13 protein-coding genes are annotated in these 15190 nt (G+C 63.8%); 8 read left to right on the forward strand and 5 right to left on the reverse strand.

Annotated features, from left to right (window positions below; all coding sequences use genetic code 11):
• Positions 1-54 precede the first annotated feature (54 nt).
• Positions 55-690 carry an NrsF family protein gene (locus P9A16_RS28365; RefSeq protein WP_023515381.1) on the reverse strand — a complete coding sequence of 212 codons (636 nt, stop codon included), beginning with the start codon at positions 688-690 and terminating at the stop codon, positions 55-57.
• 1 nt (position 691) lies between these two features.
• Positions 692-1246 (reverse strand): sigma-70 family RNA polymerase sigma factor, encoded by a 555-nt coding sequence (locus P9A16_RS28370; protein ID WP_037405382.1) that lies wholly within the window; start codon positions 1244-1246, stop codon positions 692-694.
• A 541-nt stretch (positions 1247-1787) separates the two neighbouring features.
• On the opposite strand from P9A16_RS28370, the gene proV reads away from it, so the two are divergent.
• The 4 genes from proV (at position 1788) to P9A16_RS28390 (ending at position 5209) form a co-directional block, all read left to right on the forward strand.
• On the forward strand, positions 1788-3020 hold the full coding sequence (proV, locus tag P9A16_RS28375; RefSeq protein WP_023514212.1) for a glycine betaine/L-proline ABC transporter ATP-binding protein ProV: 1233 nt from the start codon (positions 1788-1790) through the stop codon (positions 3018-3020).
• A 23-nt stretch (positions 3021-3043) separates the two neighbouring features.
• Entirely contained in the window at positions 3044-3928 is an 885-nt protein-coding gene (locus P9A16_RS28380; RefSeq protein ID WP_023514211.1) for an ABC transporter permease, read from the forward strand.
• 56 nt (positions 3929-3984) lie between these two features.
• A complete protein-coding gene (locus tag P9A16_RS28385) occupies positions 3985-4860 on the forward strand; it encodes a glycine betaine ABC transporter substrate-binding protein (RefSeq protein WP_023514210.1) in 876 nt (291 codons plus the stop codon).
• Positions 4861-4936: 76 nt separating this feature from the next.
• On the forward strand, positions 4937-5209 hold the full coding sequence (locus P9A16_RS28390; protein WP_023514209.1) for a helix-turn-helix domain-containing protein: 273 nt from the start codon (positions 4937-4939) through the stop codon (positions 5207-5209).
• 5 nt (positions 5210-5214) lie between these two features.
• Here P9A16_RS28390 and P9A16_RS28395 read toward each other — a convergent pair whose 3' ends face one another.
• Positions 5215-6498, reverse strand: coding sequence for a cystathionine gamma-synthase family protein (locus tag P9A16_RS28395; RefSeq protein WP_023514208.1), 1284 nt, complete (start codon positions 6496-6498; stop codon positions 5215-5217).
• Between the two features lie 125 nt (positions 6499-6623).
• On the opposite strand from P9A16_RS28395, the gene P9A16_RS28400 reads away from it, so the two are divergent.
• Positions 6624-7082, forward strand: a complete 459-nt coding sequence (locus P9A16_RS28400; RefSeq protein ID WP_023514207.1) for an Lrp/AsnC family transcriptional regulator — start codon at positions 6624-6626, stop codon at positions 7080-7082.
• 50 nt (positions 7083-7132) lie between these two features.
• Here P9A16_RS28400 and P9A16_RS28405 read toward each other — a convergent pair whose 3' ends face one another.
• Positions 7133-8464 carry a dicarboxylate/amino acid:cation symporter gene (locus tag P9A16_RS28405; protein WP_023514206.1) on the reverse strand — a complete coding sequence of 444 codons (1332 nt, stop codon included), beginning with the start codon at positions 8462-8464 and terminating at the stop codon, positions 7133-7135.
• Positions 8465-8688: 224 nt separating this feature from the next.
• Here P9A16_RS28405 and P9A16_RS28410 point away from each other — a divergent pair, with 224 nt between their 5' ends.
• The 3 genes from P9A16_RS28410 (at position 8689) to P9A16_RS28420 (ending at position 12553) form a co-directional block, all read left to right on the forward strand.
• Positions 8689-10488, forward strand: a complete 1800-nt coding sequence (locus P9A16_RS28410; protein WP_278026261.1) for a sensor histidine kinase — start codon at positions 8689-8691, stop codon at positions 10486-10488.
• Positions 10485-11864, forward strand: coding sequence for a sigma-54-dependent transcriptional regulator (locus tag P9A16_RS28415; protein WP_023514204.1), 1380 nt, complete (start codon positions 10485-10487; stop codon positions 11862-11864). Before P9A16_RS28410 ends, P9A16_RS28415 begins: the two co-directional genes overlap by 4 nt.
• 242 nt (positions 11865-12106) lie before the next feature.
• Positions 12107-12553: a VOC family protein gene (locus P9A16_RS28420; protein ID WP_023514203.1), complete on the forward strand. Its 447-nt coding sequence runs from the start codon at positions 12107-12109 to the stop codon at positions 12551-12553.
• 100 nt (positions 12554-12653) lie between these two features.
• Here the strand turns inward: P9A16_RS28420 and P9A16_RS28425 are convergent, their stop codons facing one another.
• Complete coding sequence (locus P9A16_RS28425; RefSeq protein ID WP_023514202.1) at positions 12654-15104, reverse strand: GcvT family protein; 2451 nt, start codon at positions 15102-15104, stop codon at positions 12654-12656.
• Positions 15105-15190: the final 86 nt, after the last annotated feature.

A 15190-nucleotide genomic window follows, 5' to 3' on the forward strand; every position in this document is an offset into this window, starting at 1 on the left:
CAGCTCCGGAGGCGCAAGCCCCCTCTGCGCCGCGGCGCCTTCGGCAAACGATCCCTACCACCGCAGCCAGCGGCGGCCGAGCAGTGCCCCGGCGCCAGTAACGATAGCGATACCGATCGTGTACCAGGTGGCAAGGAAAAGTGGGCTGTCGTCCGGGCAGTGCCAGGCATAGATTGCCGCGGCAATGGCGCCGGCAGCAAATCCGGCCGCCGCGCCCGCCATTGCCGGGTTCTCCGGCGCTCCCCGCCGAAGCGCCCAAAACAGGCCGGCCAGTGGGGCAAGCGACAGAATGGGCACGAAAAGCAGGCAGAAAAGCGCATTCTCGCCGACCATGCTGGCCGCCCATGTACCTTGAGGCAATACGGAAAGCTCCATCACGACGGCGGCTACGACCATCATCACCGGCAAGGCAAGCAGCAGGGCCGGCAGGCGGATCGCCACACCCGGTCGCCCGATGCGCATGGCCAGCCGCGCCGCAAGCACGGCAAGCACCAGCGTCACCCCTATCTTGAAACAGACCCGCGCCGTCTCGAAGACCGTCGCCATGTTGTGTCGCAGGCCGACGGTGGCAATGAGCAGCACGGCGGAGAACACGACACCCACCGCAAGCGCGGTGCCGATCGCCCGGCCATAGCGCAGGCGAACGGGCGCGTCTTGCGTCATCAGGGTGATCAGCTCATCGGTCTTCATGTCAGTCGCTCCGATAGAAGGCGGCCAGCGATTTCAGCGCCCGGTGGAGGGCGACGCGCACCGCGCCCTCCGTCATCTTCAACCGCGCCGCCGTCTCGCGGATACCCTCCCCTTCGATCGAGATCGAGCGGACGATATCGCGCTGCGGATCCTTCAACCGCGCCAGCACCGTCTCCGTGTCGAGGCGGTCGGCGGCCTCGTGCGTCTCGTCCGCCGCCTCCAGGAAATCGGAAACGTCGTCGATCGGCACGCTGCCATGCCTGCCGCGACGGCGCAGACTGTCAACCAGCTTGTTGCGCACGATCGTCGTCAGCCAGGGGCCGAGCGGCCGGGCGGGATCCCAGGTGCCGCGCTTCAGGTGAATGGCAAGCAGCACTTCCTGCACCACATCCTCCGCCTCGCTCGGCGGCGCGCCATATTGATCGCAACGCCGTCGCGCCATGGCACGCAGATGCGGCGTTACAGCCGTGAGAAAACGGTTGTAGGCCTGCGCATCGCCCTCGATGGCGAGCCGCAACCATGCTGCCCATTCCTCTTCACGCGCCGCTTGTTTCACCGTTTCCTTCTCTACGTTCGGGAACACGACTTTGTTACCGCGCGAAGGGAAAGAAATCCGCAACGCAACCAACCGCCTGATACGCCAGTCTTTTTCTTATACCCTCGCCTCTTCGGCAAGACCTTCGCCGTAAAAAGAACCCCTGTGCTGTCCCGACAAGGCATGTTTTCCGTACGAGCCCGCGTACCCCCTGGAGCCGGCCGATGTTCGGCATGCACGCGACTGCTCATGCCACACCGCTTTTTGTGGCCTACCAACGACGGCGCAAGAGGCATACGCCACGGACAACCCAAACGCCTAGCCCGATAGAAGTTCACGACAAATCCTTTTCGATATCGCGCTATAATCGACTAGGAAATAGTATTTTTTTCTTACACTGTGGACATTACGGCATCAATGTGCCAAACAATGTCCATATTGCGACGCGCTATCGTTTTTGCGAAGCCTCTTGGCCTGCGCGTATTCCATACCGCTGAGTGCGTCATCAGCTGACAATCAACAAAGGAGAGTGCCCCGCTTCCGGAGCCGGGCCCAGGACAATATGGCTTTTGCAACTGAGAGCGGTTCTTCGGCAAACGACCCGGAGATCAAGATCAGTATCAAGAATGTCTTCAAGGTTTTCGGCGAGCGGCCAGACAAGGCTCTTGCCCTTCTGAAGGCCGGCAAGACGAAGGCGGATATCCACGCGGCCACAGGCTGCACCATCGGCGTCAACAACGCCAGCTTCGATATCCGCACCGGCGAAATCTTCGTCATCATGGGACTTTCGGGCTCCGGAAAATCCACCATGCTGCGCCTCATCAACCGGCTGATCGAGCCGACATCGGGGGCGATCGAGATCGAGGGCCGCGACGTGGCGCGCATGCCGCGCAGCGAGCTCATCGCACTCCGGCGCCGCGACATCAGCATGGTCTTCCAATCCTTCGCGCTGCTGCCGAACCGCAACGTCATCGACAATGCTGCCTTCGGTCTGGAAGTTGCGGGCATTGGCGAGACCGAGCGCAGGCAGCGCGCCGGCGCGGCGCTGCGGGCTGTCGGGCTGGAAGGCTATGACGACAGCCGCACAGATCAGCTCTCCGGCGGCATGAAGCAGCGTGTCGGCCTCGCCCGGGCGCTTGCCGGCGAGCCAAGCGTTCTCCTGATGGACGAAGCCTTTTCCGCGCTTGACCCCCTTATCCGCACGGAAATGCAGGACGAGCTGGTGCGCCTTCAGGCCGAGCACAGCCGGACCATCGTCTTCGTCAGCCACGACCTCGACGAGGCCATGCGCATCGGCGACCGCATCTGCATCATGCAGAACGGCGCGGTCGTACAGGTCGGCACACCCGACGAGATCGTGCTGAAGCCCGCCAACGATTACGTCCGCTCCTTCTTCCGCAATGTCGACCTCTCGCAGGTCTTCCGCGCCGGGGATGTCGCCCGCAAGACGCAGGTGACGATCATCGAGCGCCAGGGCGTCTCCGCCGCCGCTGCGTTGGAGCGCATGGAGCATTTCGACAGGGACGTCGCCATCATCCTCGGCCGCGACAAGACCTTCCACGGCATGGTCAGCCGCACCTCGCTGGTCTCGACCACCCGGGACGGCGCGAGCGATCCCTACCATCGCGCCTTCCTGCCGGGGGTAGAGCCAATCCCCGCATCGGAAAACCTCGCCAATGTCCTCGGCAAGGTCGCCGCCAGTGCCTTTCCGGTTCCGGTCGTCGACGAGGCCAACCGCTACCTCGGCTCCATCAGCAAGTCCGCGCTTCTCGAGGCGCTTGACCGCACCGCCTGATCCCGCCGACCCGGAGAAAATCCATGACATTCGATATCGGTGACGGCGTCGACAGTGCCGTCAATTACATCCTCGACAACTTCGCCCCGCTGCTCGATTTCATCGCCGCCGCGATCGGCACGGTGACGAACGGTATCCAGGCCGTGCTGCTGGCGATACCCATGCCCCTCGGCCTTGCCGTTTTTGTCCTGCTCTCGCTCTGGCGCGTCGGCTTCGGCTTTGCCGCTTTCACTGCCGCCTCGCTGTGGCTCGTCGAGCATATGGGCCTGTGGTCCGCGATGATGGAGACACTGTCGCTGGTTCTTGCCTCGACGCTGGTCGCCATGCTGATCGGCCTGCCGCTCGGCATCGCCATGGCGCGCAGCAACCGGGTCGCGGCGGTCGTGCGCCCCGTACTGGATCTCATGCAGACCATGCCCGCCTTCGTCTACCTGATCCCGGCAGCGATGTTCTTCGGCCTCGGCGCCGTACCCGGCACCATCGCGACCGTCATCTTCTCGATGCCGCCGGTCGTGCGCCTCACCAATCTCGGCATTCGTCAGGTGCATGTCGAATATATCGAGGCTGGCAATGCCTTCGGCTGCACGGCTCCGCAGCTGCTCTTCAAGGTGCAGCTTCCCAACGCCATGCCCTCCATCATGGCCGGTATCAACCAGACGATCATGCTGTCGCTCTCGATGGTGGTGATTGCCTCGATGATCGGCGCGGGCGGCATCGGCAACACCGTGCTGACCGGGATCCAGCGTCTCGACGTCGGCACCGGATTCGAGGGCGGTATCGCCGTCGTCATTCTCGCGGTGATCCTCGACCGGATCACCCAGAGCCTCGGAAAGGCGCGCGCCAGCCTCTGGCGCACCGTCTTCCGACCCCGGGTACAGGCGCCGGCGGCTTCCACCGCCACGGCCTGATACCCGAAAGCCGGCGGCACACGCCGCCGAATGCGACCCCTCCCAAAGGAGCAAAGATGTTCAAGACACTCGCTACACTCGGCCTTGCGGCTGGAATGCTGGTCGGCGCGGCCGGCGCGACGCTGGCCGAAGGCAAGGCACCGGTGAAGATCGGCTGGTCGGCCTGGTCCGACGCCGAATTCGTGACGAAACTTGCCGCCAAGCTCATCAAGGACGAACTCGGCCGTGAGGTCGAGCTGGTTCAGACCGATGTCGCTCCGCTCTACCAGGGCGTCGGCCGCGGCGACCTCGACCTGATGATGATGGCCTGGCTGCCTGAGACCCACGCCGACTATTTCGCCAAGGTGAAGGACAAGGTAACGACGCTCGGCACCGTCTATGACGGGGCAAGGCTCGGCTGGGTGGTGCCTGCCTATGTGCCGGAAGACGCCATCGCCTCCATCGAGGACCTGAAGAAGGACGATGTGAAGGAGAAGCTGAAGGGCCGCGTCGAGGGCATCGATCCGGGCGCGGGCCTCACCCGTCTGTCGGAACAGGCGGTCAAGGACTATGGCCTTGACGGCTACAAGCTGCAGATCTCCAGCGAAGCCGGCATGCTGACGACGGTCGACCGGGCGATCCGCAAGGAGGAATGGTTCGTCGCCACCTCCTGGAGCCCGCACTGGATGTTCGGCAAATACAAGCTGCGCTACATCGACGACCCGAAGGGCGCGCTCGGCAAGGCCGAGCATGTCGACGTGATCGCCCGCAAGGATTTCGACAAGGACAACCCCGATGTCGCGGCCTTCCTGTCGCGCATGAAGCTGCCGATCGCCGATCTCGAGGCCGCGATGTTCAACGCGCAGGAGACCTCCTACGAGAAGGCCGTCGACAAGTACATCGCCGACCATCCCGATCAGATCAAGGCCTGGCTCGCCAAGGAAGACGGCTGACGCCGGCCCTCCATCGATGACCTGCCTCGCGCGCGGACCGCGCGGGGCATCTCTTTCACGAACTAAGGACACCGACATGCACACCGACGCCACACTCGCCCCGCGAACCGCCGTCGATACGGCCTACGACACGATCGGCGGGCGCATTTCGCTCGCGCGCGATGCCGTCGGCCTCACCGTCGAAGAAATCTCCGCCATTGCCGGCGTGACGGTCGAGACCTGGAGCAACTGGGAGAACGACCGCGCAGAGCCCCGCGCCAATCGCCTCGACATGCTCGCCCGTATCCTGCAGGTGAGCATCGCCTGGCTGCTCGACGGTCAGGGCAAGGGGCCGATGGAGAACGGCTAAGCTTCCTAGCTTGCGTCGAGCGCCTGCACCAGATCGGCCACCAGATCATCGGGATGTTCGATGCCGATGGAGAGGCGGATGGTCGATTCAAGCACGCCGATGCGCTGGCGCACCTCCACGGGGATACCCGAATGGGTCATCGTCGCGGGGTGCGAAGCGAGCGATTCCGTACCGCCGAGACTGACGGCGAGCTTGAAGATCTTCAGCCCGTTCAGAAACCGGAACGAGGCCGGCTGCCCGCCCTTGATATCGAAGGAAAAGGTCGAACCGGCGCCGCTGCACTGGGTGGCGAAGGTCCGGCCGGCCGGCGAAGCGGGGTCGTAGAAGGGCAGATAGTGGATCGCCTCCACCTTGGGGTGCTCCCGCAGGAATGCGGCGACCGCCGCGGCATTGCTGTTGGCCCGTTCCATGCGGATCTGCAGTGTCTCCAGCGAGCGCCCGAGCATCCAGCAGGAATGCGGGTCGAGCTGCGTGCCGATCGCGCCGCGCAGCGCCTTGACCTGCTTCATCACGGCCTTGCGACCGAGCGCGGCCCCCGCGATCAGGTCCGAGTGACCGCCGACATACTTGGTCAGCGAATAGAGCGAGAGATCCGCTCCGTGCTCGATCGGCCGCTGGAAGACGGGGCCGAGCAGCGTATTGTCGCAGGCGACGATCGGCATGTGGCCTTGCCGCGCACCGATCGCGTCGGCGACCCGGCGGATCATCGCGATATCGACAAGGCTGTTGGTGGGGTTTGCCGGCGTTTCGACGAGGATGACGGAAACCCGGCCCTTCTGCATTGCCGCCTCCGCCGCTGCCTGCACCGATGCCTCGCTGACGCCGTCGGCAAAACCCACGGCCGAGACGCCGAGATTGAGGAAGGTCTTTGCGAGCAGGGTCTCAGTACCGCCATAGAGGGGCTGCGAATGCAGCACGGCATCGCCTGGCCGCACGAGGGCGAGCAACGTGGTGGCAATCGCCGACATGCCGGACGAAAACAGCACACAGCTTTCCGTCCGCTCGTAGACGGCGAGGCGATCCTCGACGATCTCGCTGTTGGGATGGTTGAAGCGCGAATAGACAAGACCGGCCCCCCGGCCCTCCGGCGGTTCCTTGCGTCCGGACACATAGTCGAAGAAGTCCCGCCCGTCTTCGGCGGACTTGAAGACGAAGGTCGATGTCAGGAAAACCGGCGGCTTGACGGCGCCTTCGGAGAGTTCGGGATCATAGCCATAGTTCAGCATCTGCGTTTCGGGATGCAGGGCATGGTTGCCGATATGGGTTCTCGACGGATGCGGCGCGGTCATGAAACGTCTCCCTCGTTCGTGTAGCCAGCTCCAGACGCAAATTATATCAAACCCTGTGGCGTTTCCTTGCTATTTGATGCGGCTTATTGTTTTCAGAAGAAACTTCTTGCGAGGATATCTGAAAATTGTCGCAGAAAATTGCAGATGAGATCGACCGGCGTATCCTACGTGAACTCGCCGCGGATGCCCGTATCACCAACAACGAACTGGCCGAGCGGGTCGGCCTGTCCGCGTCCGCATGCCTGCGCCGGCTGCGGCGCCTGGAGGAAACGGGAATTATCCGCGGCTATGCCGCGATCATCGACCCGATCGTGGAGGGCTGGACGATGACCGCCATCGCATCGATCCGCCTCAGCCGCCAGCACGACGACGAAATCCGCATGTTCGAAGAGGCCGTCAAGGACTGGGACGAGGTCATCGAATGCCAGCTGGTGACGGGCGCAAGGGACTATGTGCTGACCGTCATGAGCGCCGGCCTCGACCACTATGAGCGCTTCATCAAGGACAAGATCGCCAAGCTGAAATGCGTCGACACGATCGAAACCAGCTTCGTGATGAACACGATCAAGGCGCGGCGATCCTAGCGCCGCGCCTTGAGGAGGCTGCAAGTTCGGGGCTCAGGGGAGAGCCGCGGTCACTCCGCCGGCTGCAGCGCCGGCGCCGGGACCGGTATCTCCTCGAGATCGCCGCTCAGCGCGGCGTTCAGCTTGGCGACGTCCAGCTCGTTTTCCCAGCGAGCGACGACGATCGTCGCAACGGCGTTGCCGATGAAGTTGGTCAGCGCCCGGCATTCCGACATGAAACGGTCGATACCGAGGATAAGCGCCATGCCGGCGACCGGCACGGAGGGCACGACGGAAAGCGTCGCGGCAAGCGTGATAAAACCTGCACCGGTGATGCCGGCTGCCCCCTTGGAGCTCAGCATCGCTACGAGCAGCAGCAGGATCTGGTCACCCATCGACAGCGGGATGTCGACTGCCTGCGCGATGAAGAGGGCGGCAAGTGTCATGTAGATGTTCGTGCCGTCGAGATTGAACGAATAGCCCGTCGGAATGACGAGGCCGACGACCGAGCGCTTGCAACCTGCCCGTTCCATCTTCTGCATCAAGCCCGGCAGCGCCGCCTCGGACGAAGACGTGCCGAGGACAAGCAGCAACTCTTCCTTGATGTAGCGGATCAGCGCGATGATCGAGAAGCCGTTGTACTTTGCGACGGCACCCAAAACGACGAAGACGAAGAGAAAAGCGGTCAGGTAGAAGGTGGCGATCAGGAAGGCAAGGTTGGCGACCGAGCCGATGCCGTATTTGCCGATGGTGAAGGCCATGGCACCGAAGGCGCCGATCGGCGCGGCCTTCATGAGGATGGCGACCAGCCGGAAGATCGGAGTCGTCAGGGCCTGCAGGAAATCGACGACCGGTTTGCCCTGCTCGCCAACCATGCCGAGCGCGATGCCGAACAGTACCGAGAAGAACAGAACCTGCAGGATATCACCCTCAGCGAATGCGCCGACGATGGTCTGCGGGATGATGTTCATCAGGAAGCCGGTGATGGTCGATTCATGCGCCTTGCTGGCATAGGTCGCCACGGCATTGGCGTCGAGCGAGGTCGGATCGATATGCATGCCCGCGCCCGGCTGCACGACATTGGCGACGACCATGCCCACCGCAAGCGCGAGCGTCGAGAAGGTGAGGAAGTAGATCATCGCCTTGCCGGCGACGCGCCCCACCTTCTTCAGATCGGACATGCCTGCAATGCCGGTCGCGACCGTCAGAAAGATGACCGGGGCGATGATCATCTTGACGAGCCGGATGAAGGCATCGCCGAGCGGTTTCAGGCCGGCACCGAAATCGGGATAGTAGTGACCGACGAGCATGCCGGCAACGATGGCCACGATCACCTGGACATAGAGATGACGGTAGAACGGCAACGGGCCACGGTCCGGCGTGGCGGCAGACGAAATGTGCATGGCTTCCTCCTTTGGCACCCCAACCAGCACGCTGGCTCTTCCCGGGGTGGCTTTGCTGCAATCGCAGAAGGCCTCGCAAAGGGCGTGCCAGTTCGTGAATCCAAAGATAACCGATTGTTTTAAAAAGATTTCATGTGGTGGCGCCACCCGCGCCAACCAGCCAAAGTGCGACACTCCGCACAAGCAGCATTGAGTATCGTGCGGTTTTATGCTCAAAATCACCGATGACCTCGGCCCCGCTGACGCGCAACCAGATCGCCCTCCACCGCGCGACGCGGCGGCAGTGGGCGGTGTTTACCGCCGCAGTCTTCGCTCTTGCCTTCGCCGCACTTTATACCGCCGGCCTCTATGGCCGAGCCACGGCCCTTTCGGCGCTGGAGGAGCAGGGCCGGACTGAGGCGAACCTCAAGGTCGCACTGCTTCAGGCCGTTCTGGAGCGCCCGCGGGCCCTTCCCTTCCTGCTCTCCCGCGATCGTGACGTCACCGAAGCCCTGGCCGGTGTCGACGCGGCCAAGCGATCCCGGCTCGACCGCAAGCTGGAGGATCTGGTTGCCGGCACCAATGCGGCGGTCATCTATCTCATCGACGGAACAGGCGTGGCGGTCGCGGCCAGCAACTGGCGCGAGCCGACGAGCTTCGTCGGAAACGACTATTCGTTCCGCGCCTATTTTTCCCGTGCGATGGCAGAGGGCACGGCGGAACATTTCGCGCTCGGCTCGGTCAGCAAAAGACCCGGCCTCTACATCTCCCACCGTATCGGACCGGCCGCCGCACCCCTCGGCGTCGTCGTCGTCAAGATGGAATTCGACCAGCTGGAGCGCGACTGGCACGAAACGCAGCGCCCCTCCTATGTGGTCGATGCCAACCACGTGGTGCTGATCACCAGCATTCCTTCCTGGCGCTTTATGACGACGGAGCCGCTGCCGGCCGAAAGCCTCGCGGCCATTCGCGAAAGCCTGCAGTTCGGAGAAGCTCCGCTTGCCCCGCTTCCCTTCGAACCCATCGGAAATGGCCCGTTGTTGCGCGCCGTCCAGCCAGGCGGCGGCGCGGAGACCTATCTGCGCATAAGGACAGCCGTCACCACGACGCCATGGCATTTCGAATATCTCATGCCGACCGGCAGCGTCGTAGCCGCCAGCATGCGCGAAACACGCGTACTGGCCCTCCTTGCCGTCGGTGCGATCACGCTTGTCGCAGCTCTCTGGCTGCGCCGACGTCAGGTGGCGCTCGCCAATGCCGTCCGCGATCAGGCGGCGCGGGAAGAACTCGAACGCCGCGTGGACGAGCGCACGCGCGACCTCAACCTTGCCCGCGACCACCTGCAGGCCGTGCAGCAAGATCTGGTACAGGCCAACCGGCTCGCCATCCTCGGCCAGGTCGCCGCCGGTGTGGCACATGAAATTAACCAACCGCTCGCCACTATTCGCGCCTATGCCGACAATGCCAGGGTCTTCCTGGCACGCAGCCAGCCGGAGCCGGTTCAGGAAAATCTGGGTCTCATCGCCGGCCTAACCGACCGGATCGCCGGCATCACGGAAGACCTGAAGGCACTCGCCCGCAAGGGGCGCACTGCCGAGGAGCCAGTCGTTCTCCGCGAGGTGATCGATGGTGCGATCCTTTTGCTGCGCAGCCGTTTTACCGGGCGGCTCGACCGTCTCGCCGTCGCCCCCCTGCCGGAGGGGCTGCGCGTCGCCGGCAACCGGCTACGGCTGGAGCAGGTCTTCATCAACCTTTTCCAGAACGCACTCGAAGCCGTGGAGGAGCGCATGGACGGGCGCGTCGACATCACGACCACCACGGAGAACGGTGGTGTCGTCATTTCCGTCACCGACAACGGCCCCGGCCTGCCGGCCGACATCCTCGCGTCACTCTTCGAACCGTTCAACACGTCGAAGGAAAAGGGTCTCGGCCTTGGCCTCGTTATCGCCAAGGACATCGTTTCCGATTATGGCGGCCGGCTGGAGGTCGAGACAGGCCCACAAGGCGCTGCGTTCCGCGTCCATCTGCGAAAGGCTGAAGAATGAGCGTGCCGGTTCTCCTCATCGACGACGACAGGCAACTCCTGCGCGCCACCGCCCAGACACTGGACCTCGCGGGATTTACCGTATCGCCACTCGGCTCGGCCGCCGAGGCGCTGGAGAGACTCGACAAGGATTTTGCCGGTATCGTCGTGTCGGACATCCGCATGCCCGGCATGGATGGAATCCAGCTTTTCGCGCGCATTCGCGCACTGGATGCCGAGATTCCAGTCATTCTCGTCACCGGCCACGGCGATATCGCAACAGCGGTCAAGGCCATCCAGGAGGGCGTCTACGACTTCATCGCCAAACCCTTTCCCGCCGAGCGACTGATCCAATGCGTCCAGCGCGCGGCGGAAAAACGCAGCCTGGTCCTGGAAAACCGCCGGCTTCGGGAAAACGCCCGCCAGGCAGAGGATGATTTCCCCCTGATCGGCCAGACACCCGCGATGGACCGCCTGCGCCAGACGCTGCGACAGATCGCCGATACGGATGTCGACGTGCTCGTCACGGGCGAGACAGGCAGCGGCAAGGAGGTCGTGGCACGCCTGCTGCATGGCTGGAGCCGTCGGGCAAAGGGCAATTTCGTGGCGCTCAACTGCGGCGCCTTGCCCGAGCAGGTGATCGAAAGCGAGCTCTTCGGCCATGAGCCCGGCGCCTTCACCGGCGCCCAAAAGAAGCGCATTGGCCGCATCGAACATTCGAGCGGGGGCACGCTCTTCCTCGACGAACTGGAAAGCATGCCGCTGTCCACACAGATCCAGATGCTGCGCGTGCTCGAACTACGCGAGGTGACACCGCTCGGCACGAACGAGGTGCGCCCGGTGGATATCCGCATCGTCGCGGCCGCCAAGGTCGATCTTGCCGACCCCGCCCAGCGCAGGGCCTTTCGCGAGGACCTCTATTATCGCCTGAACGTCGTCTCCCTGACCATTCCGCCCCTGCGCGAGCGCCGTGAGGACATTCCGCTGCTGTTCAGCTATTTCGCCGAGCGTGCGGCGCGGCGTTTCCAGCGGACGACGCCCAGCCTTTCGGCCGAAATCCTGCGCCACCTGCGCGAACACGACTGGCCCGGCAATGTACGTGAGCTCTCCCACTTCGCCGAGCGGACGGTGCTGGGCATGACGGCGACGGCGCTCGCGCCGCAAAGCCCAGCCGCTGAAACCGGCGGCGGCGGCTCCCTGCCGGAACGGCTGGAGCGGCTCGAGGCCGAGATCATCCGCGACACGCTCAGCGCCCATGACGGCAATGTGCAGGAAACGATCGCCGCCCTCGGCATTCCGCGCAAGACCTTTTATGACAAGCTCCAGCGCCACGGCATCGTCAGGCGGGAGTTTTCCGCCGCGGGCGAAAAACCGAGCTCTTCGAAGCCGGGCCCCTGATGATCGCCACGCCGCATTTTTCCCGTTGGAAAAGAAGGCCGAGCGATCAAACCTGCCACGGGTTGACTTGTCGCAGCATTTACGTTGATATCAACATCAATGACAACGGGATCGACACCATTGTTCCGCGAACGACGCAAGGTGAGCGTGCCAGTCGGTTCTCGCCCTGCCTGTCATATCGGTTTCAACATCTGCGGCCGCCGCTCCGGCGGGAAGATCCCAACAACGAGGAGGAGTGAAGCATGAAGATCGTGACGAGCCTGAGTTTTCAGGGAGAATGTCGGGCGGCATTCGAATTCTACGCCAAGGTGCTGGGCGGCAAGATCACCGCTGCCTTTCCCTATGGCGAGGCCCCGCCGGACATGCCGATCACCGATCCGAAATACAAGGACTGGTTGATGCATTGCTGGCTGGAAGTGGGCGACCAGGCGCTGATGGGCGCCGACATGGATGCCGGCTGGGCGCCCAATATCGACAAGCCCAAGAACGGGTTCGACGTGACGCTGCACACCACGGACAAGGCCGAGGCCAAGCGCTGGTTCGACCAGCTCGCGGAAGGCGGCAAGATCGGCATGCCGTTCAGCGAAACGTTCTGGTCGCCCGGCTTCGGCTCCCTCGTCGACAAGTTCGGCATCCCGTGGATGATCAACAGCATTCCGTCGGCGGACTGGAAGCCGACACAGGGCTGACCGCGAACACCCCGTGACCTCGGCAGCCCTGTCGGTGGACGCACATGAAAGGCCACCGCCGCGACATCGGCGGTGGCCTTGTGCATTCACGAGGGCAGTCCTAGGCCTTGACGCGCGCAGCCTTCGGATCATAGGCCGGCGCAAGATGCACCGTCAGCGCGAACCGTTCACCCGCAAGGTCGACTTCAAAGCGCCCGTTCTCCAGGAAGGCCTTGTCCACGCCGGCGGCATTCTCGACGAGCCCCAAGGCGACGGCACGGCCGAGCGTGTGGCCATAGGCCGCCGAGCGGGCCTCGCCCACCGGCTTGCCGTCGCGAAGAATGAGCTCGCCGCCCCAGAGCATCGGCAGGGGATCATCGACCGTGAACTGCACGATACGCTTCGACGGCGTGCCGCTCGCCTTTGCCGCAACCAGCGCTTCCCGGCCGATGAAACCACCCGCCTTGTCAAGAGATACCGCGAAGGAAAGACCCGCCTCATAGGGGGTGACGTCCGGTGTCAGCTCGCGGCTCCACGCACGATAGCCTTTTTCAAGCCGCAGCGCCTCCAGTGCATAATAGCCGCAATCCACCAACCCGGCATCGCGTCCCGCCTCCTGCAGCGCCTCATAGACGCCGACGGCGAATTCCGTCGGTACGATCAGCTCCCAGCCGAGCTCGCCGACATAGGTCATACGGTTCGCATAGGCGGTAGCATAGCCGATGTCGATCTCCCGGTTCGTGGCGAAGGGGAAGCCTTCGTTGGAAATGTCCGCGCTGGTGAGGCGAACCAGGATGTCCCGCGACTTCGGCCCCATCAGCGCCAGGACCGCATAGGCCGAGGTCACATCGGTGAGCGTCGCATGGGCACCGGCCGGTATGTTCCTGCCGATCCAGTCCGCATCATGAACGGCCTGCGCCGAGCCGGTGATGAGAAGGAAACGGTCGGCCGCAAGGCGCAGGACCGTCAGGTCGCTCTCATAGCCACCCCGCTCGTTGAGAAGCCCGGTATAGACGGACCGGCCAATCTCCACATCAATCTCGGCCGCGCAGATCCGGTTGAGCACCGACACCGCATCCCGTCCCTGGACGAGAAGCTTGGCAAAGGACGTCTGGTCGAAAAGGCCGGCCGCCTCGCGCACCGCCTTCATCTCCCGTTTCACCGCCTCGTGCCAGTTCTGCCGGCCGAAGGCATAGGCGGTTACAGCCGCCTCGCCCGGGGCGGCAAACCAGTTGGCGCGCTCCCAGCCCATTTTCGAACCGAAGCAGGCGCCCTTGGCGGCAAGCCGGTCATAGAGCGGCGAACGGCGGAAGGGCCTGGCTGTGTCCAGCTCCCGGTTCGGCCAGGGCATGGCATAGTGCAGGCCGAGCGTTTCCTTGACGCGGTCGTGCAGCCAGCGGGGATTGTTGTTGAAAGTGGCGAAGCGGCGGATGTCGACGGGCCAGAGGTCCATGGTCGGTGCGCGGTTGACGATCCATTCCGCCAGCGCCCGTCCGGCGCCGCCGGCACTCGCGATGCCCATCGAATTGAAACCGGCGCCGACATAGAAATTCTTCAGCTCCGGCGCCTCCCCGAGGATGAAATTGTTGTCCGGCGTGAAGCTCTCAGGGCCGTTGTAGAATTTCTTGACCTCGGACGTGGCGAGCTGCGGCACGCGTTGCAGTGCGCTCTGCATGAGAATCTCGAACTGGTCCCAGTCGTCCGGCAGCAGGGCGAACTCGAAATCGTCGGGAATGCCGGCCATGCCCCAGGGCTTCGCCTCCGGCTCGAAGCCGCCCATGACGAGGCCTCCGACCTCCTCCTTGAAGTAGATGTAGCCGTCAGGATCCCGCATGACCGGCAGGTCCGGATGCACGCCCTCGATACGACCCGTGACGATATACATATGCTCGGCCGAATGGAGCGGCACCGAGACACCGCACATTTTCCCGACCTTGCGCGCCCATTGGCCGGCACAGTTGACGACGATCTCGGCCGAGATCGCCCCGCGATCCGTCTCCACGCCCGTGACGGCACCATTCGCCACGGAGACGCCGGTGACCCGGACACGCTCGAAAATACGGGCACCGCGGCTGCGCGCGCCCTTGGCAAGCGACTGCGTGAGATCCGTCGGATTGGCTTTGCCGTCGCCCGGCAACCAGACGGCGCCGACGAGGTCGTCGATCGCCATGACAGGCCAGAGGTCCTGCGCCTCCTTCGGCGAGATCACCTCGATGGCGACGCCCTGCGCCCGGGCGGAGGCGGCCGTGCGCTTCAGCACGGTCATGCGATCGACGGTGCGCGCGACCGAAAGCGAGCCGCAGTTCTTCCAGCCCGTGGCAAGCCCGGTCTCGGCCTCCAGCTCGGTATAGAGCTGCGTCGAGTATTTGATGAGGCTCGTCATGTTGGCATGGCTGCGCAACTGGCCGACGAGGCCTGCCGCGTGCCAGGTGGTGCCGCCGCTCAGCTGCCCCTGCTCCAGGAGCACGACGTCCCGCCAGCCGAGTTTCGTCAGATGATATGCGACCGAGCAGCCGATGATCCCGCCGCCGATGATGACGACCTGTGCCTGCGTTGGAAATTCCTGTGCCATGAAACGACCTCCCGATGCCATGGAAGGCCGCACGGTAACAAAACACCGCCAAAGAGCAAGACAAAAAGTTACAAAATATTACATTT

The organism is Shinella sp. 838 (assembly GCF_029623935.1).
In the GTDB taxonomy this organism is placed as follows: Bacteria; Pseudomonadota; Alphaproteobacteria; order Rhizobiales; family Rhizobiaceae; genus Shinella.

Bases quoted from the DNA above. Each gene is read 5' to 3' on its own strand.
- P9A16_RS28365 (WP_023515381.1), bottom strand. From the start codon at position 690: ATGAAGACCGATGAGCTGATCACCCTGATGACGCAAGACGCGCCCGTT.
- proV (WP_023514212.1), top strand. From the start codon at position 1,788: ATGGCTTTTGCAACTGAGAGCGGTTCTTCGGCAAACGACCCGGAGATC.
- P9A16_RS28380 (WP_023514211.1), top strand. From the start codon at position 3,044: ATGACATTCGATATCGGTGACGGCGTCGACAGTGCCGTCAATTACATC.
- P9A16_RS28385 (WP_023514210.1), top strand. From the start codon at position 3,985: ATGTTCAAGACACTCGCTACACTCGGCCTTGCGGCTGGAATGCTGGTC.
- P9A16_RS28390 (WP_023514209.1), top strand. From the start codon at position 4,937: ATGCACACCGACGCCACACTCGCCCCGCGAACCGCCGTCGATACGGCC.
- P9A16_RS28395 (WP_023514208.1), bottom strand. From the start codon at position 6,498: ATGACCGCGCCGCATCCGTCGAGAACCCATATCGGCAACCATGCCCTG.
- P9A16_RS28405 (WP_023514206.1), bottom strand. From the start codon at position 8,464: ATGCACATTTCGTCTGCCGCCACGCCGGACCGTGGCCCGTTGCCGTTC.
- P9A16_RS28410 (WP_278026261.1), top strand. From the start codon at position 8,689: ATGACCTCGGCCCCGCTGACGCGCAACCAGATCGCCCTCCACCGCGCG.
- P9A16_RS28415 (WP_023514204.1), top strand. From the start codon at position 10,485: ATGAGCGTGCCGGTTCTCCTCATCGACGACGACAGGCAACTCCTGCGC.
- P9A16_RS28420 (WP_023514203.1), top strand. From the start codon at position 12,107: ATGAAGATCGTGACGAGCCTGAGTTTTCAGGGAGAATGTCGGGCGGCA.
- P9A16_RS28425 (WP_023514202.1), bottom strand. From the start codon at position 15,104: ATGGCACAGGAATTTCCAACGCAGGCACAGGTCGTCATCATCGGCGGC.